Genomic DNA, 23,318 nt, shown 5'->3' on the forward strand with positions numbered 1-23,318 from the left:
TTTTTACAATTTTTCGGTTTCTTTCCCGAGCTTTTCCTTGAAATCATCAATCCTCCAATCGGTTTCTGCATTTCCTTTTTCGATTTTTTCTTTGGAATACAATCGGAAATCGTTTTCCGTTTTTTCTAAAAGATAATCATACGGTCCAACTGAGGAAATGAGTTTGATGAGAACTGGTGAAATTTCTAGGGTGATAAAAAGTCCCATGATAAAGGCAGCTGCGACACCAATTATTGCCGAATTTTTGCCAAGTTCATCCAATGCTTGAAGTCTCGCCGCAAATCCATTGAACTGATCTTCGAAGATTTCTGTTTTATCTCTTTCTTTTTCAATATTGGTATATACTTTCGAAACTTCTTTATCCAAATATTCCAATCTTGGAGCAATCTGTTTTTGATAATTTTCTAGATCTTGGCGGCGTTGTTCTTTAAGTTCTGCTTTTCGTTTGGCATTGGTTCCATATCCTACTTTTCCGCTTGTTAAGCTGCTTTGCTTTCCTAAAATTTCTTTTTCTAATTCTACTGCTGCAGAATCATACGATTTTTGGTAGGCGATCGTCTTGGCTTGAATTTGTTTTTTTTCCGTATCGAAAGGACCCGATTGCTGCATGATTCGTCCATTCATTTCTGCTTGAAGTTTGGTTTTGTTTCTTTGAATAATGGTATTCAATTGTTTATTGACCTCTTTTTCAAATATTTTCAATTCTAAAGGTTTTGAAATGATGATTCCCAAAAAAGTCGCTAAAATCAATCTCGGAATTGCCATTAGAATTTGGTTCCACCAGGTTCCGGTTTTTTTTATAGAGGATACAATATAACGATCGAGGTTAAAAATCATTAAACCCCACAAAATAGCAAAGCCAACTGATGCCCAAATATCATCAAATATCGTAAACATTGCATAGCCTGCAGAGAGGGTTGCAAAAACCGCAGTAAAGAGAACAATTCCTCCAATTCCAGCAAATTTATTCCATTCGCTGGGTGTTTTTTTTAAAATATGAACATTGCTTCCTGAGCAAATTACCAAAAATTGCTGAAACCAGTTCATTCTATGATGAGTCGTTTTGATGAGGTTTGTTTTTTTAGATTTCATTTTTTTACAGGGTAAAGAATATTAAATTGGTCTTATAAAACGCAACAATGTTACAAATGGTATTAGGTTAAGCAATGGTCGGTGAAAAATATTTTATTTTATGTTGTGATATTTAGGTATTTATGTAAAAAACGTTGTAACTTTGAGATTAAATACAATAAAAACTAATTTTAATTTAATAATCAATGAAAAAAACAATTTTACTTTTTGCAATATTCCTATCGATGGGGATTTTTGCACAAACATGCGGTTTCGACCAAGTACAAAAAGAATTGGAAACTCAATTTCCTCAAATTAAAAAAGACAGAGAAGCACTTGATGCAAAACTTCTACAAACAGATTTGAGAGCTTACCTCGATAAATTGGGAGCAACAAGTAAAAACGGTATGTATACGGGAACCATTTATGAAATCCCAATCATTGTTCACGTAATTACATCTAGTGATCCATCTAATGCCTCATTAAGTTTATCAGATGCTCAGATCCAAACTTGGATTGATAACTGTAACAAGATGTTCGCAACCAATTTTGGAGCGCCATTTTTCCCAGAAGGTAGTGGCAGTTTAGATGGGAATGTGATTCCTTATAAATTGGTCTTGGCAAAAAGAAGTCCACAATGTACAGCGAGTAACGGTATCAGCAGATATAACGGAAGTACAATTGCTGGGTACGATCAATATGGAGTTCGCAGCAGTGGAACAAACGGAGCAACAGTGGCACAAATCAAAACATTAGCTCCACATTGGCCAGAAAATGCTTACTTTAATATTTACATTCCAATAGGATTTGATGGTGATAAATCTACTTTTGGTTTAATGGGATGGTGTGGCTATCCAACTAATCCAGATTCATCCTATGAAAGTTTCATGAAAGCAACGGTAATTACCAATGTAAATGATACAACAATGGCACATGAATTCGGACACGGTTTGGGATTGGCTCACGTTTTTGATGGCGCAAACGCGTCTCCTGGGAATAATCCTACCGCAGCAGATTGCCCTGCAAATGTGAATTGCTTAACAGACAATGATAAAATTTGCGATACTGCGCCTTCCGCAAGTCTCTTAAGCGTTTATCCAACACCAACAAATGCTGTAACAAACCCTTGTACAAATACTTTATATGACGGCGTACAATATAACATCATGAACTATACGTACTCGCCGAGGAAGTTTACCGCAGGACAAAGAGATCGGGCAATTGCGGTTTTTATGTCGGTTCGAAGTAATCTAACAAAATCTTTAGGCGGAACAGATTTAGCTGCGGATCCAGGTGCAGGAACTTTAGTGGCGGCAAATTGCAGTCCCACAGGAATTACTAATCCAGGAAATTTCGGAGTGGGGCCAAGAAAAGTAGTTCTAGGAAATATTGATAATTCATCAGATCCATATTCAACTGGAAATCCACAGTATTATGTAAATTACTCCCTTCAAAATTGTGCAAGTAAATCTGTTTACACCGATATACCTGCATCAAGTCCAAGTCAATTAAGTGTAAGCATAACTACCAATCCGCAGTACGTAAAAGCTTGGATTGATTATAATAATAATGGTATTTTTGAATCTACTGAATTAATTGGTGTTTCACCTTCAGCTGTTGCAGTGGCAAGTTCGCCTTATATTATTACATTTACCCCAGTTGCAACTGCACAGAAAAATACTTATTTAAGAATGAGAGTTATTGCAGATATTTCCAATACTGCGCAATGTGCCAATTTATCTTATGGACAGGCAGAAGATTATTCGGTAAGAATTCCGAGCACTTTGGCAACCGGAGAAAATCCTACAAAAGTTGATGGCGTTGTGATTTACTCAAAAGCACAGAATAAATTAAGCTTAGTAAATGCAGCTTCAAACAAGGATTTTGGAAAATATGAAGTGTATAATATGTCGGGAACGTTAATTCAAAAAGGAGATGCTCGTGAAGAGATTATTCTACAACAAACCCTTCCAAGAGGTACTTACCTGGTTCAGTACCAAAATACTTCGCAGAAATTTTTAAACTAAATGAATACAAGAAGAGCCATCGTAAAACATGGCTCTTTTTTATAAAAATTTAAAATGAAAAATACCATTCTTGTCCTAAGTTTACTGTTTTTTTGTATGCAATGTAACTCTCAGAAACCAGAAAAAAATACAAATCCCCTCCTAGAAGATCAGTCGTCGCGAACCGCAGATGATGATTATTTTGTTGGAAATTGGATGAAAAGTAAAATTTTTGTCAACAATGCTGAAGGAAGAAAATTGCAAAGCCAAGATCGCTGTTCTCAAAAATCGTATTGGAAATTTGCCAAAGTAAACAAAACTCTAAAACAATCGAAATTTACGGCCAAAGGAAAAGATTGTGAAACCTTTATTTCTACCACATTCGGCAATGTTGTCTTAGAAAACAATCAAATGAACTACTTTGTTGATGATGTGTTATATTCCGTAAAAGTCCAAATCATTTCTGATGATGAATTTGTGATTGAAAAAAAAGATTTCATCGCAGGAAAAATGGTGCAAGTGGAAGAAATTTTCGAAAAAATAAAGTAAAATTATTTCAACCTTTCTGGATTCTGTTTTAGAAAACTATCCCATCCAGTGTAGGATTTTTCTTGAGAAATACCGCCGGAATTGAAATGATGGCAAACTGCGACCGCTAAACCATCAGAAGCATCCAGATTTTTCGTAGGAAATTCTTTCATATTTAAAAGGGTCTTCAACATTCCCGCAACTTGTTCTTTGCTTGCATTACCATTGCCGGTGATTGCCATTTTAATTTTTTTCGGCGAGTATTCTGTAATCGGAACATCTCGATAAAGAGACGCCGCCATTGCAACACCTTGTGCACGTCCCAGTTTCAGCATCGACTGTACGTTTTTTCCAAAAAATGGCGCTTCAAGTGCCACTTCATCCGGATGAAACTCATCAATTAAAGCTAAAGTTCGCTCAAAAATATACTTAAGTTTTGTGGCGTGATTGGGATATTTCTTTAAAATCAGTTCGTGCATAGAAATCATTTCTATTTTATTTCCTTTCACTGAGATAAGTCCGAAACCCATGATGGTGGTTCCAGGATCGATTCCTAAAATTATTTTTTCTGTTTGCACCGTGCAAAAATAATTGGTTTACTTTAATAAACTGCGAGAAATATGCTTATTTATTTAATTTATGCTAATTTTGCTTCAAACCACTTCGATATGTTTCGCATTATTTCGTACGTTCTTTTCGGTCTTTTTTTATGCTTGATGGTTGCGTGTGAATCGCAGTCGCTGAATTCATCGGCTTCTAATGGTAGTTCTAAATCCATTCCACTTCAAAATAGTATTGTCTATCTTTTTTTTGAAATGGAAGCAACCTCAGCTGGAGGAGAAAAAGTGACGCATACCGATACAAAAATTGCGGAAGGAACTTTAAAAAGCAGTTCCGTTGAAAATAAAGAAAATATCCCTGGAAATCTGCTGATTACAATGCTCGGAAAAGACGGCGGAATTATAGAAGAACGAATCATTGAAGATCCATTAAATCCAGTTTTGGAAGTTTATGCCGAAGAAGGATTAAATAAAGCCAAAGTCAAACTGAAAAAGGCAGATTTTAGTGTAAGATTTAATCAAAAAGGAGCAATTACTTCTGTGAAAGTTGAGAAATTAACGATCAATTCAAAAAACAATTTACTAACCATTAAACTTTAATACCGATGAAAAAAATTCTACTTTTCTTATTATTGAGTCAGTTTTGCTACTCACAGGTTTTTGAAACCACAGCAATTATTGAGAATGGACCAAGAGACAAACGAATCAATATGGTCGTGTTAGGAGATGGCTTCACCGCAAGTCAACAAACTGACTTTATTACCAACGCAACCACTTTGGTTAATTACGTTTTCAGTAAAGCTCCGTATGCGCAGTATAAAAATTATTTTAATGTGTATGCGGTCAAAGTGATCTCTGCAGAATCGGGCATTAAACATCCTGGAACAGCAACCGATGTAACTGAGCCGGTTTTTGCCGTAAGTAATCCAAATAATTTTTTGGGAACAACGTTCGATGTTGGTGTTCACCGATGTGTCTATTCGAATACAACGAATAAAGTGACCGGTGTTTTGGCAAGTAATGTTCCGGATTTTGATATTGCTTTTGTTTTAGGAAATTCACCTGAATACGGAGGTTGTGGCGGTACGTACGCGTTTTTATCCAACCATCCTTCAGCGCCAGAAATTTTGGTGCATGAATTGGGGCATTCTTTTGGGAAGTTAGCAGATGAATACTGGTTCTCCGGAACGGGAGAGTCTCCCAACAAAACGAAAGACAATAATACAGCAACCAACCGATGGAAAAACTGGGTTGGCTCCAATTCTGTGGGGATTTTTCCCTACGAAGAAAGTCCTACTTGGTTTAGACCTCATCAAAATTGCGAAATGCGTTATCTGAATCGTCAATTTTGCTCGGTTTGTTCACAGCAATTGATTGAGCGAGTTCATTCCATACAAGATCCAATTGATTCATTCACGCCAAGTAATGCCGCAGCAATTAATCTAAGCGCTCCAATTACCTTTAAAGTAAACGAGATTTTGCCTATTCCAAATACTTTGCAAAATACTTGGTCTTTGAATGGGACATTGTTGCCAGAAACTTCAGATACGACAACAATTAGTCCTGCAAGTTTCAACTTGGGAACGAATACAGTGCTTTTTTCAGTGGTAGATAACAATAGTTTATTAAGGGTTGATAATCATTCCTCGCTTCATGTAGGAACAGTTTCTTGGACCGTAACTAAAACACTAGGTGCGATTAACGTAAATGCAACACAAAGAAATTTTACGCTTTTTCCTAATCCTGTGAAATCACAAATATTCATTAAGGATCAAAATAAAAGTTTGAAAAATATTACAGTTGAGATTCTCGACGCTTCTGGTCGAAGTTTACGAAATCCTAAAGTTCAGGTTTTAAGTTCAGGTGAGGTTTCTGTAGATGTTGAAGGACTTTTACCTCAAAATTATTTTATTAAAGTATATGAAGATAAAGCTTTAATTCTGACCCAAAAGATCATTAAAGAATAATTAATTATATCACCTATTTACAAAATCCGAAGTCTCCTTGAGATTTCGGATTTTTTTTATTTCATTATTCATATGTTTTAGTGTAGTTGTTTTTGAATGATATAAGTTTTCAGCGTTTTAATTAATAAAAAACTAAGAAATATTAGTAAATTTGATATCATTAAAAACATTATTATGAAAAAAATTTTAAGTAGACTTAGTGTAATTGGAGCAGTAATACTTTCCAATTTTACTTTTGGTCAAAAAGCAGAAGCTCCTCAATTTATTGGAAATATTGAAGGAGTAAAAGAGTATTCATTAACCAATGGGATGAAGATTTTGCTGATTCCAGATGGCTCTCAAAGCAATATGATTGTTAATATTGTGTACAAAGTAGGATCTAAAGACGAAGGATATGGAGAAAAGGGAATGGCTCATCTCCTAGAACACATGCTTTTTAAAAGTACAAAAAATCTAGGCGATATCAAAAAACAGCTTTCTGATAAAGGCGGTGCTGCAAATGGAACGACTTATTACGACAGAACCAATTATTTTGAAATTTTTCCTTCGAATGATGAAAATTTGAAGTGGGCAATCAATATGGAAGCAGACCGAATGATTAATGCTACAATTTTGCAATCTGATTTAGATAAGGAGTTTTCGGTTGTTCGAAACGAATTTGAAATTGGTGAAAATCAACCCAGTGGAGTTTTAATGGATAAGGTTTTCTCTACTGCTTATATGTGGCATAATTACGGCAATTCTACGATCGGAAGCAAAGAAGATATTGAAAGAGTAAAAGCAAATACGCTTCGTAAGTTTTATGAAAAATATTATCAACCTGATAATGCAGTCTTGCTTATTGGTGGAAAATTTGACGAAAATAATGCTTTGAAATATGTGACAGAATATTTTGCCAATCTACCGAAGCCAACTAGAGAACTTGGCGGAACCTATACCGTAGAACCGCCACAAGACGGAGAAAAAACAATCGTTCTGAATCGCGCTGGAGAAAGCAAATTGGTTGCAGCTGCTTATCATACTGCCGCTTATGCAGATAAAGATTACGCTGCTTTGGCTGCTTTAAGCGAAATTTTATCGGCAAATCCTTCCGGATATTTATACAAAAATCTGGTAGAAACCCAAAAAGTTTCTAATATTTGGGCGTATTCTCCAGAAGTTAGAGATCCCGGAATGATGTATTTCAATTTTGATGTGCCGAAAGACAAAGATTTGAATGTAACTGAGAATTTAGTGAAAACCGAATTGGATAAAATTGCAACAAATAATTATACACAAGAAGATTTAACAAGGGCAAAATCTAAACTCCTGAAACAGATTGCAGATCGTAAAAACAATACCATTGATTATACCATTTCACTCACCGAAATCATCGGTGCAGGAAATTATAAACTAGGATTCTTATATCGAGATCATGTAGAAAAATTAACCCTTGCTGATATAAAAAATGTGGCACAAAAATATTTTAAATCAAATAACCGGACCATAGGACTTTTTCTTCCCACAGCTAATGAAATGCGCGTAAAACCTTCCGAGTTTCTACCTTCTCAAATTGCATCTATAACTTCCGGTTATAAAGGAAAGGATTTAGAAAAAGAAGCGACTCCATTTGAAGCGACAATTGCTAATTTAAAGAAAAATTTATCTGAAGGATTGCTGTTAAATGGTATGAAATACGGATTGATCAATAAAGAAGTTAAAGGTGAGAAAATCATGGCAACCTTTAAGCTACCTTTCGGAAATGAGAAAGATTTGGCAGGTAAAAATAGCATTGCTAATTTAACTGCAGAATTGTTAAAAGCGGGTACTAAAACTAAAACCAAAGAACAAATTCAAGATAAGCTGGATCAGCTGAAATCATCGATTGATACAAGAATTAATGGGCAGAATTTATTCATCACTATAGAAACCTACAAAAATAGTTACGAAGAAGTGATGGATGTTTTGAAGGATCTATTGTCCAATTCTACTTTCCCCCAAAATGAATTAACAAAAACAGTCGCAGAATACACCACTACGTTAGAAGGTCAACTTAAAGATCCTCAAGCTCTGGCTCAAAATGAATTGCAGCGTTTAGCGATGCCTTATCCGAAAGAAAGTATTTTTTATAAAGCGTCTTTGCAAGAAGAAATAGATGATGCTAAGAAGGTGACCCGGGAACAAATTCTGAATTTTTATACAAATATTTTGGGTGCAAACAACGGTGTTGGAACCGTTTTAGGAAATCTTGATCCAAAAATTGCAAAAACTTCGCTAGAAAATACCTTCGGAAAATGGAATGCGAAATCAAATTATACGGTAATTAATCCCACTTATTTTGAAACCAAAAAGATGGATAAGAATTTCTTAACTCCAGACAAAGAAAATGCGATGGCATTGGGAACAGCAAGCTTTAGAATGGATCAGAAAAGTGCTGATTATCCTTCGTTTCTTTTAGCCAATGAAATATTGGGAAGTGGTGGTTTTTTATCGGCACGATTACCGATGAGGTTGCGCGAAAAAGAAGGCATCAGTTACGGAGTAGGATCTTTTATCAATATTCCGGTTTCAAATGACGTCGCTTCTTGGGGATTTTATGCGTTATTTAATCCTCTCAAAAGAGATGCTGTAGATAGCGCAATAAAAGATGAAGTAAGCAAAGCTTTGAAAGATGGCTTTACCGCAGAAGAAGTGGCAACCAACAAAAAAAGTTACAGCAACTTCCAAAAAACAATGTTAGGAATGGATCAAACACTCATCAATTTGGTGAACAAAAAATTGCAGTACGGTATTTCTTTGGATGAATATGATGCTATAAACGCAAAAATTGAAAATTTAAAAGTTGAAGAGATCAATACTGCATTGAGAAAGTACTTAACTTTAGATCACTTAACTTCAGTGTATGCAGGAGATTTCAATAAGAAATAGAAAGCATCGTTTCGCATAAAAGTAATCCGATTCACTACTGAGTCGGATTTTTTATGTGCTGTAAATAGTATTTTTCTAATGATTTCTAAGTTATAGACCATTTACCGTTTTTGCAACCGCTTCTGCATTCACGGTTCCTTCTTCTTGGCTTACCATTTCTCCATTTTTATTGAAAATACTGATGATGTTGGAATGGGAGAAAATTATAGGCGTTATCTTTTTATATTTTACGGCCAAAACATTGGCAAATTCTCTGGTAGATTCCATATCGGTGCGCAAAAAAATCCAAGGATTACCATACATCGTTCGTTCTTGGGCATATTTTTTCAATACTTCCGGCGTATCATTTTCGGGATCAATGGTGATGAGAACCATCGATGTTTCTTTCAGTTTTTTTGGATCAATTTTAGAAGCTACTTTTTTCATGTCTGCGATCAAAAGTGGACAAGCGGTTTGACAACTCGTGAAAATCATTGCCACGACCAGGTTTTTTCCTTTTAAATCTTTGAGCTGAAGTTCTTTACCGTCTTGATTTTGCCATTTCGAATCCAGTAGAAAAATAGAATCTGCCGTTTTTTCTGTGATGAGCTCTTTTTTTTCGGTATTTTCTTTACATGCAGAAAGCAGAAGAAGGGAAATCAAAAGCAGGATGAGATTTTTCATTTTTATTTTATTTTAAGTCTTTTGCACATCTGAAACCTAAGTTTTCAACGGTATAATTTGCCTTTAAGCTAGATCTGAAAGCATATCTCATAAACGAAGCATAATTGAGTACATCGGAAGCGCTTGTTGCTGCAGAAGCACAGAACAGTCCTTTGTCATCATACTTGGCGTTTCGTGAGTCTGAAGTTGTCATGATCGAATTAAAATCATAAGTCCATTCCCAAACTAAATCAAACATGTTATAAACGCCGTGAAAATTGGGTTTCGAAATTTTGACTTTGTTTTTCTCTCTTAACTTTTCATTATAAAGATTGATAAGGTGCGATGAATAGGTAGGTTTATTTCTGGCATTAGCGCTTACTTCATCTGCCATTGCAACATATTCCCACTCATCTAAAGTAGGCAATCTTTTTCCAGCACTTTTTGCGTAGGCTTTCGCGGCAAACCAGGATACAAAGGTTATCGGTGCATCAGGATCCGCATTTTTTGGTAAGGTTTCATCATTTTGCCAATCTTTTAGATAGGTTTCATCTGCAAAAATGGTTTTAATGGTGCTGCGTTTCCATTTCGGATTTTTCTTTACAAAATCGAGAAACTCTCTATTAGTAACCGGTCTTTCGTCCAAAAGAAAATCGGCAACATTAACCAAAGAACTGTCGCCAAAAAAAGGCAAATAAGTTCCGCCTTTGATGTGTTTCATTTCTACTGTTGGATGAATTGCGACTCCTTCAGAAATAGGAATTTCAGTTTTATTTTCAAGATGATCGCTCTCTTTTTTCTCGCAGGAAAGGAAAAGAAAAAAGAAACCACCGATGAATACTGTTATTTTGAAAAATTGGGACATGGCAGTTTCTTTTTTTTTGATCAATTATTGGAGGAGATTATTGTACTTTGTTGTAAATGTTCGGATTTTTTTCGCCGGTAACTTTTAGTTTTCCAATGGCTCCTTTGTTAAAGGCTCTGAAAATTGAGTGATCTACAATTACATATTCTCCAGGTTGTTCTACTTTGAATTCGACCATCGCGGCTCCACCTGCGGGAATTACTGTGGTCTGTACATTTTCATTGTATTTAGTTCCTCCTTCTGCATATACTTTGTCGAAAATTTCTCCTATAACGTGGAATGAAGAAACCAGGTTTGGACCTGCGTTTCCTACGAAAATACGTACCGTTTCGCCCACTTTTGCCTGCAACATTTTCTCTCCCATTAAAGCATTTTTCTTGCCATTGAAAACCACATAAGACGGTCTTTCGTCGAGTGCTTTGTCTTGGTCAAATTCTTGAAGTCCTTTGTCATCGGTTTTTCCTTTGGTGTAAAACTCACCTTGCATGATGTAATATTCACGATCAACTTTTGCTAAACCGCCTTCTGGTTCTACCAAAATTAAACCATACATTCCGTTTGAAATATGCAATGGAACTGGTGCTGCAGCGCAGTGATAAACAAATAATCCCGGATTTAACGCTTTGAAATGAAAGATCGCTTCTTTTCCTGGTGCAACATTGGTGGCTTCTGCACCTCCACCTGGACCGTTTACCGCATGAAGATCAATGTTGTGCGGCATTACACTGTTACTCGCGTTTTTTAAATGAAGTTCAACTTCATCACCAACTCTAATTCTGATAAAAGAACCAGGTACTGTTCCATTGAATGTCCAGAATTTGTAAGTGGCACCGTCTGCGAGTTCACCAACTTCTTCGGTGGCTTCCAAATGTACGATTACTTTTTTTGCAGCTCTGTCCCCAATTGCAGCAGGAACTGTAGGCGGATTCACTGGTTTTTGATCTTCTGTTTCGCCACTTACTTTAATATCGATCGCTGTATTGGTGGTTTTTGACGCAGAATTTTCCGTCGGATTCTGTTTGCATGCTTGTAGCGCTAAAAGAGCAAGTACAAAGGTTGTAAGAATGTTTTTCATTGATTGAGATTTTACTGTTTTTTAATAGGACAAAATTATCCGAATTAAATATATTTCCGAAATTTTATGGTATGAATTTTATCACCCAATGATGTCAATTGTTCTCTAAAGAGGCATCATTTAAAATTATTTAGATAATTTAAGGATCAAAGGTTCTGTAATGCTTTTTTGGGAGTAATAGTTGGAATTGCAAACTTTAGATTTCAGGGTGTACTTTCCTTTTTCGATCACAAATTGATTTTTAGAATTCCGCGCAACCGGCAAATTATAGTACAGATTGCTATTCAATCTCACCATTCGGAAAATGAGGTCACAATTTGATTTGTTCTCAACAACGACGGCCGTTCTGGATTCTCGGGAATCCGATTCGTTAAGAAGGTACGTCAAGACTTCCGCAGTTACTTTGTCTTTATTAATTTTATCTTTTTCCATTAATGTTGCAAATTCATTGCTTTCATCAGAAGGAGTAGAAGTGGGTCGGGAAACACTTCCGGAAGGTAAAATTTCACAAGACGATAAAAGAGATAAAACTCCAAGCAGACGGAAAAATTTCATAAAAATTATTTTTTTTCTTCCCTAAATATACGGCTATTTTAAAATCAAAAAAAAATACCGAAGAAAAACTTCGGCATTTGTAAATTTTATAAGGAATAATTCGGAGCTTCCTGCGTGATGATTACATCATGTGGATGCGATTCCTTCAAACCGCTTCCGGTGATCATGACCATTTTTCCATCTTTTTGCAAAACTTCGATATCTTTCGTGCCACAATATCCCATTCCTGCTCTGATTCCGCCGGTTAATTGGAACACTACTTCTTCTAATTTTCCTTTGTGAGGAACACGGCCTTCAATACCTTCCGGTACGAATTTTTTCGCTTCACTTTGGAAATATCTTTCTTTTCCACCACGTCTCATGGCAGAAAGGGAACCCATTCCTTGGTAAGCTTTAAATTTTCTCCCTTGGAAAATAATTTCTTCACCTGGAGCTTCATCTGTTCCAGCCAAAAGCGAACCTAACATGACTGCACTTGCTCCGGAAGCCAAAGCTTTCACAATATCGCCAGAAAGTTTAATTCCACCATCGGCAATTACAGCAATGTTTTTGGTTTTTGCATATTCGAAAACATTGTAAATCGCTGAAAGTTGTGGTACACCAACTCCGGCTACAACTCGGGTTGTACAAATGGAACCGGGACCAACGCCAACTTTTAGAATATTAGCTCCGGCTTCGATGAGATCTTTTGCAGCTTCTGCGGTTACGATGTTTCCACCAACAATATCTAAATCAGGGAAGTTTTTTCGGATTTCTGCTACTTTATCGAGCACACCTTTTGAATGTCCGTGTGCAGAATCTACCGCGATGATGTCGACTCCCGCTTCAACCAAAGCTGTAACTCTGTCGATGGTGTCTTCGCCAACTCCAACTCCGGCTCCAACAATTAAGCGGCCCGTTTTATCTTTATTAGCGTTCGGATATTCCATTTGATTGTCGATATCTTTAATGGTAATTAATCCCACTAATTTGTAATCTTTGTCAACAATAGGAAGTTTCTCCACGCGGTTTTTCAAGAGAATTTCTTTGGCATCATCTAGACTTGTTGCTTTATCAGAAGTAATAAGTTTATCTTTCGTCATTAATTCTTGAACTTTTGCCTGCAGATTTTCCTGATATTTTACATCGCGGTTCGTGATGATTCCTATTAAAGTATTGGTTTCATCAACCACAGGAAGTCCAGATATTTTAAATCTCGCCATTAATTCTTTGGCTTCTGCTAAAGTATGATCTTTGGAAAGCGTTACAGGATCGGAAATCATACCGTTTTCGGAGCGTTTCACATTGTAAACCTGTGTTGCTTGTTCCTCAATCGGCATATTTTTATGAATAAAACCGATGCCACCAACTCTTGCCATTGCAATTGCCATTTCTGCTTCGGTCACGGTGTCCATTGCGGCGGAAACGATTGGAATATTGAGCGTAATTTTATCGGAAAGTCGTGATTTTAGGGAAACCTGATTGGGTAAAACTTCTGAGTAAGAAGGGATTAAGAGAACGTCATCGAAAGTGATGGCGGTTTCTACGATTTTGTTGTGGATAGACATCTTTACTTTCTGTGCAAAATTAAGGTATTTTTATTTATCATGAAAATTTTTACTTTTCTTGAACAAAATTTAATGTAAAGCCGAGTCGTAACTAGCCCTGATTGCAACGAAAAGCCCGGAATGAGGCGTGAGCAAAGCGAACGCCGAAATGAGGACTTGTAGTGGAAAGCAGGTTCCCGGCTCCTAAAAAAAATAGCCACACGATTTGCAGCTATCTTTGTTAGGAAAAATCATTTACTTCGATACCAATTTTTTTACATCTTTCTTTTCGGAATAATTGATAATTTGTGAAATGTCATCGGCGGTGAATTTCCCGGAAATATCCACATACACCAAATCTTTGTCGGATGCTATTGTGATGAGTAATTTTTTTATTTCTTCGCCTTTTTGTTTTGCCTGAAGGTTGATGACTTCATTTTCTTTTTTGATGGTCATCCATTCTTCGTAATTATTTTTGGTGAGGAATTTCGCGTAATCCGAAACCATTTTTGCGCTTCCATTTTCCACCGTCATTATTTTTACGTCAGAGATTTTTCTGATGAGGTTTATGAGTTCCTCGCTTTCACCGTCTTCTTGCAAAGCCCTTTTAACAATAGGTTTTGCCAAAAACATGGGTACATTGATGCTCGTATATTTTACATCTTTGTTATCGTAATTGGACTTATCAAAGAAATCAAGTCTTGGTTTTTGAGAAACCATGCAAGATTGAAGTGAAATGAGGAGCAATAAAAAAGCACTTAGCCAATATAATTTTTTCATGATTTTTAATTTAAAGGTTTGATGCTTCCGCCGCTGGATTCTTTGGTGGAATTTTTTTCACTCGGATTTCCTTTGTACCGAATCGATGAACCGGAGCTTGAATTTGCGGTCAAAGATTTAGTCACATTCACTTTTAAAGTAGAGCCGGAAGAAGTTTGTGCAGTGACCTCAGAACCTTCTAAATTCTGGGCATTACAAGCTGCAGCACTGGATAAATCAAATTCAGCTTTTTGCGCGTTTCCGGTAATTGTAGACATCGATCCGCTGCTTCCTTCTAATTTGAAAGTGTGGGATTGTACCTCAATTTTCGCATTTGATCCGGAAGTGATATTCACATTCACGCTGTTTTTTATATTTAAATCTGCATTTAAGTTTGCGCCAGAAGAAATTTCTGCCTCGAAATCATTAGAATTAATGGTGTTCAAGGTGGTGAAAAGGGAACCGCTGGAAACTTTTGCCAAAGAAAGTTCAGGTGATTCTATGGAGACCAATAATTTTTTGAAATTAAGATTCTTTTTGGTTGTATTGTTGATCCCAACATGTAAAATCCCATTGATAACCTCTGTAGAAACGTATTGCTGCATGTTTGGATCGGTTTCTACAACTACAGATTGGTTGTTTCCCTGTGTAAAATTAACTTTAACGCCGCTGGAAACAGAAATCCCGGTAAATTTGCCCACATTTCTTACTTGGGTAACTCCATGGGAACTGATATTTTCTGAAACAATAGAATTAATGGGAGCAGATTTTTCCGCTTCGTTTACTAAATTATTGATGTCATCCATGGAAATTTTTCCGTCAAGCATCATTAAGACTTGGTTTCCCTCAGAATTGATGCTCAGCAAAAGATTGTCGAGAATTCCGTTTGCAGCATCAGAGGAGAGAAATTTTATTTTATTGTCTTTGCTGTTTACGGTGATCAGTTCCTCGTATTTCATGTTTTTAATCGAAGAAGAGATATCCGACTGTAATTTCAAAAAACCATTTGCGGCTTTCTGTTCTTCAGTTCCTGATTTTGCATTAGAATTGGGTTTTTCTACGATCAGAATTTTCAAGCCATTGATTTTACTCAGCAAAGGTTTGATCTGTGAAAGTTCCGCATCATCGATGTTCAGCTTGTTGAGCATATTAAACATCGGTTTGGCAATTTTGATGGAAGTAACACCTTCTGCGTCCTGGTATTTTTCAAAAAGCTGATCCAGTTTATCTTTCTGCGCATTGATTTGGAAAAAATGGGAGAAAGTAAGGGCAAATATTAAGAGTAATTTTTTCATTTTTTTAAGATTTAATAATCATTATTCAAGTTTAATGCTTCGGTTGAGGCCACTGTTTTAGAAACATTTTCAGAAAGAATTCGGAAGGAGTACTTCGTCAAGTCGATCGCTTCTTGTTCGCTTTCAATTTTCTGACCATTAATTATTACGTAATTAGATTGATAGGCGGAATCTTTTGCCTTAGATGAATTATCAACAGCATTGGAGTTTTTTGCATATCTCGGTTTCGAATCTCTTCTGATTCGGCCTCTTTTTGGTAAAATCTGATTCATTATATCGGTCTCATTCTGATCTACGGTAGAAGTAGAATCTGCGAGAATGCTGTCGGGTTTTATTTTTAAAGAATCATCAATTTCGTTTACTGCCAATTGGGTTTCCTGTTGGAAGGTGTCTTTTTGTTTAAGGATTTCATTTTGAACCAAATGATCTTGTTCTTTTACAGATTTTTTAGTTTCATAGTTATAGAAGATTCCTACAGATACAAGTAAAATTAAACTTGCAGCCATCCAAAATGTTTTCGGGAAAGACCCGCCTTTTGTTTTTTGAACCAAAGGAATTATTTTTTCTTCTTGCTTTGTTTTTTCCAAGAAATCTTCAAAATCCCAATTCATTTTCTCTTCCTTGAGTTCTTGGGTGATTTCTTTATATTGATCGTCGGTCGTATCTTTTTTCATCGTAATAATTGCTATAAATTTTCAATCATTTTGTTTTCGAAATCCATGAGTTTCAGGATTTGTTCTTTCACTTTCTGTCTTGCTCGCATGAGGTTTGCGCGAACTGCGTTTTGTTCCATTTCGAGAATTTCGCCGATTTCTACAACATCGAAATCTTCTACATCTTTCAGGTGAATCACGGCTTTCTGTTTCTCTGGAAGAGCATTGATAAATCCGATAATCTGGTCTTTCATATTATTGGATTCAAATTCATGAATTTCACTTCTATGCTTTTGAAAATCGGCGAAACCCATTTTTACGTCTTCATGTTTTAGTCGGTTCAGGCATTCATTTTTTACCGATTTCAGGGCATATGATTTCAGGTTTCCAAAAGCAGCGAGTTCTTCTTTTTTCTGCCAGAATTTCATCATTAAATCCTGCACTACATCTTCCGCTTCGTCACTACTGATCACAAATCTTTTCGCAAAACGGTACATCTCATCTTTGAGGCAAAATACCGTGTTTTTAAAGATTTCGTGGGTCATAGTTTTGTTTCTATAAGTAAGACAAGTAATTTCGGGATTATATTACATCAAAATAAAAAAAACTTCAAAATAGTTTTTGAAGTTAGTGGTAATACAAGTTGTAAGCGAAAAATTGTTTGACCGATTATTTGATCTCTAAAGTTTTATCTTCCCTATTTCCATCCCAAACCGTTAATACTTTTAAAACGGTTTCATCATATTCGTAAAACAGGAGGTAGTCTCTAACAATTTTTACTCTTACATGATCAAATTCAGTTGGTCGTCCAATAGTTGGACTTTCAGAAACTTTTGCTAAACTATCTATAAAAAGTTTGTTAAGTTTTGTGCTGTAAGTTTTAGATTTATTTCGAGTAATCCAATATTGAAGAATTTCTTTCCTTTCAAGATTCGCTTTTTTTGTCCAAATCACTTTTCTTTTAGCCATTCTTCAATTTCTAAATTTGCTTCTTCTTCCGATAAAACATCATCATTTTTGGCTTCGAGAATTCTATTTCTTTGGGCAGGGTTTATTTGAAAAATTCCTCGATCTGTTTCAAAATCTAAAAGGTTCTGAAGTTCTTCGATAATCCGAATTTCTTTTAAATCCGTAATTTTTTGGATTAAATCTAATTTTAATTCTGCTGTACTCATCAGATTATTTTTATCAAAGTTAATGATATAATTTCATTATCGTAAATTCTAATCCTTAGATTTTTTTTAAATTTATAAGCACTATGCTCTTACAAATCCGTCACTTTCTTCTCAATTTTATACACCGTTCCCCGAAAAGTGGCGACCAAAACTTTATGCTGATTCGTGATCGAAATATCGTAAACTCCGGTTTTTCTCGTATCGGAAATCAGAATACTTTCTGCGGTTAAAGTATCGCCTAATTTCACGGCTTTTGTAAAATTCAAAGAACAATGCAATGCAACCGAAGCTTCATTGGTATTATTACTCGAAAAAGCCAAAGCCGAATCTGCAAGCGAAAAAGTAACACCACCGTGAACAGTTCGCAATCCGTTGATCATTTCCTGTTTGACGGGCATTTCAATCAGGCAGTATTTTTCGCGTACTTCGATGAGTTTTATTCCCATCCATTGCGAGAAATGATCCTGATTGAGCATGTATTGAGCGAGTTCGTGTGGTGTCATATTTTTAATTTACCAATTTAGCAATTTACCATTGTAACAATTTTTAAATTCAAATTTTGATTTTTAAATTGATACATTTTCACATTGATACATTGTTACATTTTTTTAAGTAACGGACTTTGTCGGTACCTTTCTTCCTGATAAGTTTCGTATAGATTTTGTAAAGTGTCTGAAATTTTTTGATAGCCAATTTCTTTTCCCCACGCTATTAAACCTTTCGGATAATTAACGCCTTTTTGCATGGCTAATTCGATGGCTTCATCACTCGCAATTCCCAATCTTTTCCCTTCTACCGCTTCATTAATCAACATCGAAATAATTCTTAAAAATATTTCTTCGTACAGTTTTTCGTCCTTAATATCTTGATTCTTGATTCTTGGTTCTTTGCTCTCTTCAGAATAATCATAAAATCCTTTTCCACTTTTCCGACCAAGTAATTTAGCCTCGCTCATTCTTTGTTGAAGCAAACTCGGTTTGTATTTTGGATCGTAAAAATAATCGGCGTAAACGGTTTTGGTGACAGAAAAATTCACATCAATTCCGATGAGATCCATCAATTCAAAAGGTCCCATTTTGAAATTCCCCAAAGTTCGCATCGCATCATCAATCTGTTCGAAAGTAGCGATGTTTTCTTCAGCAATTCTCAACGCTTCGCCATAAAACGGTCGTGCAATTCGGTTCACAATAAATCCAGGAACATCTTTCGCAATCACGGGAACTTTGCCCCAAGTTTTCATTAAACTAAAAATATCGGCAGCTAAATTTTCTTTCGTTAAAAGTCCGGGAATGATTTCTACCAAAGGCATCAACGGAGCCGGATTGAAAAAATGAATTCCAATAAAACGCGAAGGATTTTTTAATTCCGACGATAGGGAAGTGATCGAAATCGATGAAGTATTGCTCGAAATAATACAGTCTTGAGATACAATTTCTTCGAGTTGCTGAAAAACTTTCGTTTTAATTTCTTTGTTTTCAATGATGGCTTCAATCACCAGATCACAATCTTTGAAGTCTTTAAGTTCCGTGCAGAATTTAATTCGATTGTAAATATTTTCACTTTCTTCGAAATCGATTTTATTTTTTTCGACCAATCTTGACAAAACTTTTTGAAGTCCTTGCAACGATTTTTCGGTTTGCTCAGCGTTTTGATCATACAAAAAAACTTCACACTGATTCATGGCTGCAACTTGCGCAATTCCAATTCCCATCGTTCCCGAACCGATAATTCCTACTTTATTCATTTTGTACTCTGTAAAATGTATGATGTACTATGTAAAATGTACTATGTACAATGTACAATGTAAAATGTACTATGTAAAATATACTATGTATAAAGTGTTGATTATTAATTAGATTTTACTTTATACATCCGACATTGTACATTATACAATATTTATTTTCCTTTATATTCCGGTTTTCTTTTTTCCAAAAATGCAGAAACACCTTCCATGAAATCTTCAGATTCTGCAGCTTCCTGTTGTAAAATTCCTTCGATGTCTAATTGCTGAGTCAGCGTATTATCATACGATTCGTTGAAGGCTTTTTTAGTCAAAGAGATTGCTTTTGTGGGTAAATTGGAGATCTGCTCCAAAATCCCCATTGAATTCTGCATGAAATTTTCGTCTTCAAAAACATCTGCGATCAAGCCTAAATTTTTCGCTTCCGCAGCTGATAATTTTTTTCCTGTAAAAGCCAAATAATTCGCCTGTTGTCTTCCCAAAAGTTTCGGCAACCAATAGGTTCCGCCAGTATCTGGAATCAAACCAATATTTACAAAAGCCTGGGAAAAATAAGAAGATTCTGTCGCCAAAGTAAAATCACAAATCAAAGCCAACATCGCTCCAGCTCCAACTGCAGGTCCATTTACCAAAGAAATAACAGGCTTTCTGGCATTCGCAATTTCTTTCACCAAAGGATTATAAAAATCGATCACAATTCTTTGTATCACTCGATCTTCTTCAGGATCGCTGAATGACATCGCATCTTTCAGATTTTGTCCGGAACAGAAGGCTTTTCCGCGTCCTGAAATCGCAAGACAACGTACGTTTTCATTTTTGCTGCCTTCGTGAACAAAGGTTTTAAGTTCGGAAAGTAATGTTTTATTTAAACTGTTAAAAGTTTTTTCGTCATTTAAATAGGCGATTTGAAGTTTCCCATCTAGGTGCGATTCTATTTCGAGTTGTTTGTACATAATATTTTGATGTGATAATTTGATAATTTGATGATTTGATAATTTGATGATGTGGTGATGTGGTGATGTGGTGATTTGAAAATGGATTTTAACAAAGATAAAACTTTAATTATATTAAAAATAATGCTTTGAATAATGCTTTTTAAACATCAAATTTTCAAATCATCACCTTTTCAAATTGAATTAATGACATTTGAAATAGTCGAAAGGTTCCAAACAATCGTTGCACTGATAACTGGCTTTACAAAGCGTAGAACCGAATCGGCTGATTTGTTTGGTGTTTTCAGACCCACATCTCGGACATTTTTTGGGAATATTCAAATGATCTTCGTGATTTCCTTTTTCGGGAGGAGTAATTCCGTAAACGCGCAATTTTTCACGAGCTTCATCGGTGATCCAATCGGTCGTCCAAATTGGGGCAATTCTTGAAATAACTTTGGCGGTAATTCCTTTTTCTTTGAAGAGTTTTACAATATCTTCTTCAATGTTAAACATCGCCGGACACGCCGAATAGGTCGGTGTAATGATAATTTCGGCTTCAATCTCGGAAACCATTTTTGCTTCCCGAACAATGCCAAGTTCCACGATATTGATCACGGGAATTTCTGGATCGGGAATTTGGGAAAGAAGTTCTAATAAATTATTTTCTATTTTAACCACAGAATTTATTTTTTTTTAACCACATTCCGATAGCTATCGGAAGTCACAAAAGTTATTTTTCTAACACATGAGTCACATCAGTTTCTGCAAATCTTAAACTGATATAAAGGTCACAAAAGTTAGAAAATCAAAGAATATCTGGAATCAACCATCAACCAAATTTTACCACGCGCAATTCGGATACGTCTTCTGCATAAACTGCAGTTCGCATAGAATAAATCCAAAATATTCGGTGTGATATCCAGTTCGGGAACCTTTTTGCATAAAATCACTTTCGGGAATATCAATTCCAAAATTCTGGAAATCTTCAGTAACGGTTTTTGTCCAAAGTTCTTGGATCTCTTTTCCGTTCGGAATGATTTCCAATTTCGCTAAATCTTCTTCGCCACTGGTTTCTGCAAACATTCCGCCGGTGTATTCCCAAAGATTTTCAACTGCGTTTTTAACGCGCGTTTTGCTTTCTTCGGTTCCACCTGCAAACATTTTGAGCCAGGTTGAAGTGTGCGTGTAATGGTATTTTACTTCTTTCAAAGATTTTTCGGCAATTCCAGAAAGTTGCACATCGCTGCTTTTCATTAATTCGGTGTACAGAATTTTTTGATAAACCGAAAAGAAATAAACTTTCATAATTGTGTTCGCATAATCTCCGTTCGGAAGTTCTGATAAATGACAATTCAGATATTCTTTTTCCAACCGCAGAAACGCCAAATCGTCTTCCGTTTTCCCCAAATCCTGAATTTGTGCTGCGTATTTATAAAAATTATTCGATTGTCCGAGATAATCCAGAGCGATATTCGTCAAAGCGATATCTTCTTCGAGATAAGGACCTTGTCCGCATAATTCGCCCAATCTTTGACCAAAAATCAAAGTATCATCGGCTAATTTTAAAGTATAATTAAAAAGTGGATTCATAATTTTTTTTGTTGGGTGTTAAATGTTGGGTGACGGATGATGGGTGTATTTAAAAACATCCGACATCCATCATCTGACATCCCGCATTTACATATTTTTCACATCATTTGGGATCTCGTAAAAAGTCGGGTGGCGATAGAGTTTATCATCTGCAGGATCGAAGAAAGCTTCTTTATCAATTCCTTCAGAAGTCACCAAATATTTGCTTGGAACGACCCAAATTGAGGTTCCTTCCATTCTTCTGGTGTACACATCTCTTGCTGCCTGAAGCGCCATTTCTGCGGTTGAAGCTTGTACAATTCCTGCGTGTTTATGGGATAATCCGGGTTTAGTTTGGATAAAAACTTCCCATACATCTAAGTTGCTCATTCTTTATTTTTTGAGGCGTTAAGATAAGAATTTTAATTCATTTCGTAGCGTGCAAACGATTGCCAATACTTGTCTTTGTAGATTTCGAAAGACATTACATATTCAGGATATTGTTGGATGGTTGCTGCCAGAACTTTAGAAATTTTCCTAAAATCTTTACTTGCAAAGTAAATTTCTCTAATGTTTTCTGCCGTTTCTCGACCGATATTTAAGTTTCCATCTTCAGATTTTAGTTCTGCTAAAAGTTGGTCTTCAATGGAATTAAATTTTTCATAATCCTCTTCATTTGGAAAACCGTTGTTCTCATCGCCGTTATACTCAATTCTAAAAACGGAAATCCATGGGTGAGATGCTTTTTTATCCCATTTCAAAAGATCTGAATTTACTGTGGCAATGAGTGGAAAACCATTATTTAAAGTTGCTTCCAACATTGAAAATGAATCGTCATCAGTCGTGATTTTTGCACCTTTATATTTCTCGATAAATTCTTTTTCTCGCCAACTTAGAAAATCTTTTAGTTTTTCAATCGGAATCAGTTTTTTTTCAGCCTCATCTTTTCCGATGATCGCATAATTATCTATTTGCGTTACGAAATTGAATTCTCCTAAAAAATTGTCAAGGAAAATAAAAGTACCGTTAAAGATTTCATTTTCATTTTCTTCGTTGAGATCTGTATGAACAAAGGTCAGATCGATTTCATCCGGATAATTTTGATCATCATTGGAATAGAAAAAAATGTTGTTTTTGTCGAAAACAAAACCATTCATGTTGATGGAAACATTTTCAATCTCACTTTCAGGTTTTAAGGCAGTGAGTCTCCAATTTTCAATGGTCGGAGCAGTAGCGATAAAATCTTCTGCATTTGCAATTTCTTTGAGGTTTCCGTCAACAGTGATAATGAGTTCTGCGGTTTCATCTTCACACATCCCAGTGAGAAAAAAGAAATTCTCATTGATGTTTTTGATTGCCGGAGAAATTTCGTCTAAAAAATTTTTCTCAACCTCGTCATTATTTTTTACCGTATTGAAAAATTCTTTTTCTCTGGCTTTAAAGAACTTCCAAAAATCTTCATAATTTTTATTTTCATTCATAAAATTGT

Annotated in this window: 25 protein-coding genes; 5 read left to right on the top strand and 20 right to left on the bottom strand. The window is 35.7% G+C overall.

Annotated features, from left to right (window positions below; genetic code table 11):
• Positions 1-3: 3 nt before the first annotated feature.
• The gene (locus BW932_RS02810; protein WP_076385150.1) at positions 4-1,092 is read right to left on the bottom strand and encodes a DUF4407 domain-containing protein; all 1,089 of its coding nucleotides are present in this window, start codon (positions 1,090-1,092) and stop codon (positions 4-6) included.
• 185 nt (positions 1,093-1,277) lie between these two features.
• On the opposite strand from BW932_RS02810, the gene BW932_RS02815 reads away from it, so the two are divergent.
• The gene (locus BW932_RS02815) at positions 1,278-3,098 is read left to right on the top strand and encodes a GEVED domain-containing protein (protein ID WP_076385152.1); all 1,821 of its coding nucleotides are present in this window, start codon (positions 1,278-1,280) and stop codon (positions 3,096-3,098) included.
• Positions 3,099-3,152: 54 nt separating this feature from the next.
• Entirely contained in the window at positions 3,153-3,626 is a 474-nt protein-coding gene (locus BW932_RS02820; protein WP_143745494.1) for a hypothetical protein, read from the top strand.
• A 2-nt stretch (positions 3,627-3,628) separates the two neighbouring features.
• Here BW932_RS02820 and ruvC read toward each other — a convergent pair whose 3' ends face one another.
• A complete protein-coding gene (ruvC, locus tag BW932_RS02825) occupies positions 3,629-4,183 on the bottom strand; it encodes a crossover junction endodeoxyribonuclease RuvC (protein WP_076385156.1) in 555 nt (184 codons plus the stop codon).
• Positions 4,184-4,273: 90 nt separating this feature from the next.
• Between ruvC and BW932_RS02830 the strand changes: the two genes are divergently transcribed.
• The 3 genes from BW932_RS02830 to BW932_RS02840 all read left to right on the top strand — a co-directional run bounded on the left by BW932_RS02830 (position 4,274) and on the right by BW932_RS02840 (position 9,039).
• A complete protein-coding gene (locus BW932_RS02830) occupies positions 4,274-4,765 on the top strand; it encodes a hypothetical protein (protein WP_143745495.1) in 492 nt (163 codons plus the stop codon).
• A gap of 5 nt (positions 4,766-4,770) precedes the next feature.
• Complete coding sequence (locus BW932_RS02835) at positions 4,771-6,132, top strand: M64 family metallopeptidase (protein ID WP_076385160.1); 1,362 nt, start codon at positions 4,771-4,773, stop codon at positions 6,130-6,132.
• Between the two features lie 174 nt (positions 6,133-6,306).
• Positions 6,307-9,039 carry a M16 family metallopeptidase gene (locus BW932_RS02840; protein ID WP_076385162.1) on the top strand — a complete coding sequence of 911 codons (2,733 nt, stop codon included), beginning with the start codon at positions 6,307-6,309 and terminating at the stop codon, positions 9,037-9,039.
• A gap of 90 nt (positions 9,040-9,129) precedes the next feature.
• On the opposite strand, the gene BW932_RS02845 is transcribed toward BW932_RS02840, so the two are convergent.
• The 18 genes from BW932_RS02845 to BW932_RS02930 all read right to left on the bottom strand — a co-directional run bounded on the left by BW932_RS02845 (position 9,130) and on the right by BW932_RS02930 (position 23,310).
• Entirely contained in the window at positions 9,130-9,702 is a 573-nt protein-coding gene (locus BW932_RS02845; protein WP_076385164.1) for an SCO family protein, read from the bottom strand.
• Between the two features lie 7 nt (positions 9,703-9,709).
• The gene (locus BW932_RS02850; protein WP_084566430.1) at positions 9,710-10,546 is read right to left on the bottom strand and encodes a formylglycine-generating enzyme family protein; all 837 of its coding nucleotides are present in this window, start codon (positions 10,544-10,546) and stop codon (positions 9,710-9,712) included.
• A gap of 37 nt (positions 10,547-10,583) precedes the next feature.
• On the bottom strand, positions 10,584-11,621 hold the full coding sequence (gene nirK / locus BW932_RS02855; RefSeq protein WP_076385166.1) for a copper-containing nitrite reductase: 1,038 nt from the start codon (positions 11,619-11,621) through the stop codon (positions 10,584-10,586).
• Between the two features lie 126 nt (positions 11,622-11,747).
• Positions 11,748-12,176, bottom strand: coding sequence for a DUF6759 domain-containing protein (locus tag BW932_RS02860; protein ID WP_076385168.1), 429 nt, complete (start codon positions 12,174-12,176; stop codon positions 11,748-11,750).
• Positions 12,177-12,262: 86 nt separating this feature from the next.
• Positions 12,263-13,723: an IMP dehydrogenase gene (gene guaB / locus BW932_RS02865; protein WP_076385170.1), complete on the bottom strand. Its 1,461-nt coding sequence runs from the start codon at positions 13,721-13,723 to the stop codon at positions 12,263-12,265.
• Positions 13,724-13,957: 234 nt separating this feature from the next.
• On the bottom strand, positions 13,958-14,482 hold the full coding sequence (locus BW932_RS02870) for a DUF4252 domain-containing protein (RefSeq protein ID WP_076385172.1): 525 nt from the start codon (positions 14,480-14,482) through the stop codon (positions 13,958-13,960).
• A gap of 5 nt (positions 14,483-14,487) precedes the next feature.
• Positions 14,488-15,756: a DUF4252 domain-containing protein gene (locus BW932_RS02875; RefSeq protein WP_076385174.1), complete on the bottom strand. Its 1,269-nt coding sequence runs from the start codon at positions 15,754-15,756 to the stop codon at positions 14,488-14,490.
• 11 nt (positions 15,757-15,767) lie between these two features.
• Positions 15,768-16,430: a hypothetical protein gene (locus BW932_RS02880; RefSeq protein ID WP_076385176.1), complete on the bottom strand. Its 663-nt coding sequence runs from the start codon at positions 16,428-16,430 to the stop codon at positions 15,768-15,770.
• 11 nt (positions 16,431-16,441) lie between these two features.
• Positions 16,442-16,954: an RNA polymerase sigma factor gene (locus BW932_RS02885; RefSeq protein ID WP_076385178.1), complete on the bottom strand. Its 513-nt coding sequence runs from the start codon at positions 16,952-16,954 to the stop codon at positions 16,442-16,444.
• A 124-nt stretch (positions 16,955-17,078) separates the two neighbouring features.
• Positions 17,079-17,378 (bottom strand): type II toxin-antitoxin system RelE/ParE family toxin, encoded by a 300-nt coding sequence (locus BW932_RS02890; protein WP_076385180.1) that lies wholly within the window; start codon positions 17,376-17,378, stop codon positions 17,079-17,081.
• Positions 17,360-17,584 (bottom strand): hypothetical protein, encoded by a 225-nt coding sequence (locus BW932_RS02895; RefSeq protein ID WP_076385182.1) that lies wholly within the window; start codon positions 17,582-17,584, stop codon positions 17,360-17,362. Before BW932_RS02895 ends, BW932_RS02890 begins: the two co-directional genes overlap by 19 nt.
• 89 nt (positions 17,585-17,673) lie before the next feature.
• Complete coding sequence (locus BW932_RS02900; RefSeq protein WP_076385184.1) at positions 17,674-18,087, bottom strand: PaaI family thioesterase; 414 nt, start codon at positions 18,085-18,087, stop codon at positions 17,674-17,676.
• A gap of 95 nt (positions 18,088-18,182) precedes the next feature.
• Positions 18,183-19,328: a 3-hydroxyacyl-CoA dehydrogenase NAD-binding domain-containing protein gene (locus BW932_RS02905; protein WP_076385186.1), complete on the bottom strand. Its 1,146-nt coding sequence runs from the start codon at positions 19,326-19,328 to the stop codon at positions 18,183-18,185.
• Between the two features lie 152 nt (positions 19,329-19,480).
• Complete coding sequence (locus tag BW932_RS02910) at positions 19,481-20,278, bottom strand: enoyl-CoA hydratase-related protein (RefSeq protein ID WP_076385188.1); 798 nt, start codon at positions 20,276-20,278, stop codon at positions 19,481-19,483.
• Between the two features lie 183 nt (positions 20,279-20,461).
• On the bottom strand, positions 20,462-20,938 hold the full coding sequence (paaD, locus tag BW932_RS02915; protein WP_394333203.1) for a 1,2-phenylacetyl-CoA epoxidase subunit PaaD: 477 nt from the start codon (positions 20,936-20,938) through the stop codon (positions 20,462-20,464).
• A 162-nt stretch (positions 20,939-21,100) separates the two neighbouring features.
• Complete coding sequence (gene paaC / locus BW932_RS02920; protein WP_076385190.1) at positions 21,101-21,850, bottom strand: 1,2-phenylacetyl-CoA epoxidase subunit PaaC; 750 nt, start codon at positions 21,848-21,850, stop codon at positions 21,101-21,103.
• A gap of 87 nt (positions 21,851-21,937) precedes the next feature.
• On the bottom strand, positions 21,938-22,219 hold the full coding sequence (gene paaB / locus BW932_RS02925; RefSeq protein WP_076385192.1) for a 1,2-phenylacetyl-CoA epoxidase subunit PaaB: 282 nt from the start codon (positions 22,217-22,219) through the stop codon (positions 21,938-21,940).
• A gap of 32 nt (positions 22,220-22,251) precedes the next feature.
• Positions 22,252-23,310: a DUF695 domain-containing protein gene (locus tag BW932_RS02930; protein WP_084566431.1), complete on the bottom strand. Its 1,059-nt coding sequence runs from the start codon at positions 23,308-23,310 to the stop codon at positions 22,252-22,254.
• Positions 23,311-23,318: the final 8 nt, after the last annotated feature.

The sequence above is a fragment of the Kaistella chaponensis genome (genome assembly GCF_900156725.1).
In the GTDB taxonomy this organism is placed as follows: domain Bacteria; phylum Bacteroidota; class Bacteroidia; order Flavobacteriales; family Weeksellaceae; genus Kaistella; species Kaistella chaponensis.

Excerpts from the sequence above, each read along its gene's own strand:
- BW932_RS02810 (WP_076385150.1), bottom strand. The coding sequence starts at position 1,092 with ATGAAATCTAAAAAAACAAACCTCATCAAAACGACTCATCATAGAATG.
- BW932_RS02815 (WP_076385152.1), top strand. The coding sequence starts at position 1,278 with ATGAAAAAAACAATTTTACTTTTTGCAATATTCCTATCGATGGGGATT.
- BW932_RS02820 (WP_143745494.1), top strand. The coding sequence starts at position 3,153 with ATGAAAAATACCATTCTTGTCCTAAGTTTACTGTTTTTTTGTATGCAA.
- BW932_RS02830 (WP_143745495.1), top strand. The coding sequence starts at position 4,274 with ATGTTTCGCATTATTTCGTACGTTCTTTTCGGTCTTTTTTTATGCTTG.
- BW932_RS02835 (WP_076385160.1), top strand. The coding sequence starts at position 4,771 with ATGAAAAAAATTCTACTTTTCTTATTATTGAGTCAGTTTTGCTACTCA.
- BW932_RS02840 (WP_076385162.1), top strand. The coding sequence starts at position 6,307 with ATGAAAAAAATTTTAAGTAGACTTAGTGTAATTGGAGCAGTAATACTT.
- BW932_RS02845 (WP_076385164.1), bottom strand. The coding sequence starts at position 9,702 with ATGAAAAATCTCATCCTGCTTTTGATTTCCCTTCTTCTGCTTTCTGCA.
- BW932_RS02850 (WP_084566430.1), bottom strand. The coding sequence starts at position 10,546 with ATGTCCCAATTTTTCAAAATAACAGTATTCATCGGTGGTTTCTTTTTT.
- nirK (WP_076385166.1), bottom strand. The coding sequence starts at position 11,621 with ATGAAAAACATTCTTACAACCTTTGTACTTGCTCTTTTAGCGCTACAA.
- BW932_RS02860 (WP_076385168.1), bottom strand. The coding sequence starts at position 12,176 with ATGAAATTTTTCCGTCTGCTTGGAGTTTTATCTCTTTTATCGTCTTGT.
- guaB (WP_076385170.1), bottom strand. The coding sequence starts at position 13,723 with ATGTCTATCCACAACAAAATCGTAGAAACCGCCATCACTTTCGATGAC.
- BW932_RS02870 (WP_076385172.1), bottom strand. The coding sequence starts at position 14,482 with ATGAAAAAATTATATTGGCTAAGTGCTTTTTTATTGCTCCTCATTTCA.
- BW932_RS02875 (WP_076385174.1), bottom strand. The coding sequence starts at position 15,756 with ATGAAAAAATTACTCTTAATATTTGCCCTTACTTTCTCCCATTTTTTC.
- BW932_RS02880 (WP_076385176.1), bottom strand. The coding sequence starts at position 16,430 with ATGAAAAAAGATACGACCGACGATCAATATAAAGAAATCACCCAAGAA.
- BW932_RS02885 (WP_076385178.1), bottom strand. The coding sequence starts at position 16,954 with ATGACCCACGAAATCTTTAAAAACACGGTATTTTGCCTCAAAGATGAG.
- BW932_RS02890 (WP_076385180.1), bottom strand. The coding sequence starts at position 17,378 with ATGGCTAAAAGAAAAGTGATTTGGACAAAAAAAGCGAATCTTGAAAGG.
- BW932_RS02895 (WP_076385182.1), bottom strand. The coding sequence starts at position 17,584 with ATGAGTACAGCAGAATTAAAATTAGATTTAATCCAAAAAATTACGGAT.
- BW932_RS02900 (WP_076385184.1), bottom strand. The coding sequence starts at position 18,087 with ATGACACCACACGAACTCGCTCAATACATGCTCAATCAGGATCATTTC.
- BW932_RS02905 (WP_076385186.1), bottom strand. The coding sequence starts at position 19,328 with ATGAATAAAGTAGGAATTATCGGTTCGGGAACGATGGGAATTGGAATT.
- BW932_RS02910 (WP_076385188.1), bottom strand. The coding sequence starts at position 20,278 with ATGTACAAACAACTCGAAATAGAATCGCACCTAGATGGGAAACTTCAA.
- paaC (WP_076385190.1), bottom strand. The coding sequence starts at position 21,850 with ATGAATCCACTTTTTAATTATACTTTAAAATTAGCCGATGATACTTTG.
- paaB (WP_076385192.1), bottom strand. The coding sequence starts at position 22,219 with ATGAGCAACTTAGATGTATGGGAAGTTTTTATCCAAACTAAACCCGGA.
- BW932_RS02930 (WP_084566431.1), bottom strand. The coding sequence starts at position 23,310 with ATGAATGAAAATAAAAATTATGAAGATTTTTGGAAGTTCTTTAAAGCC.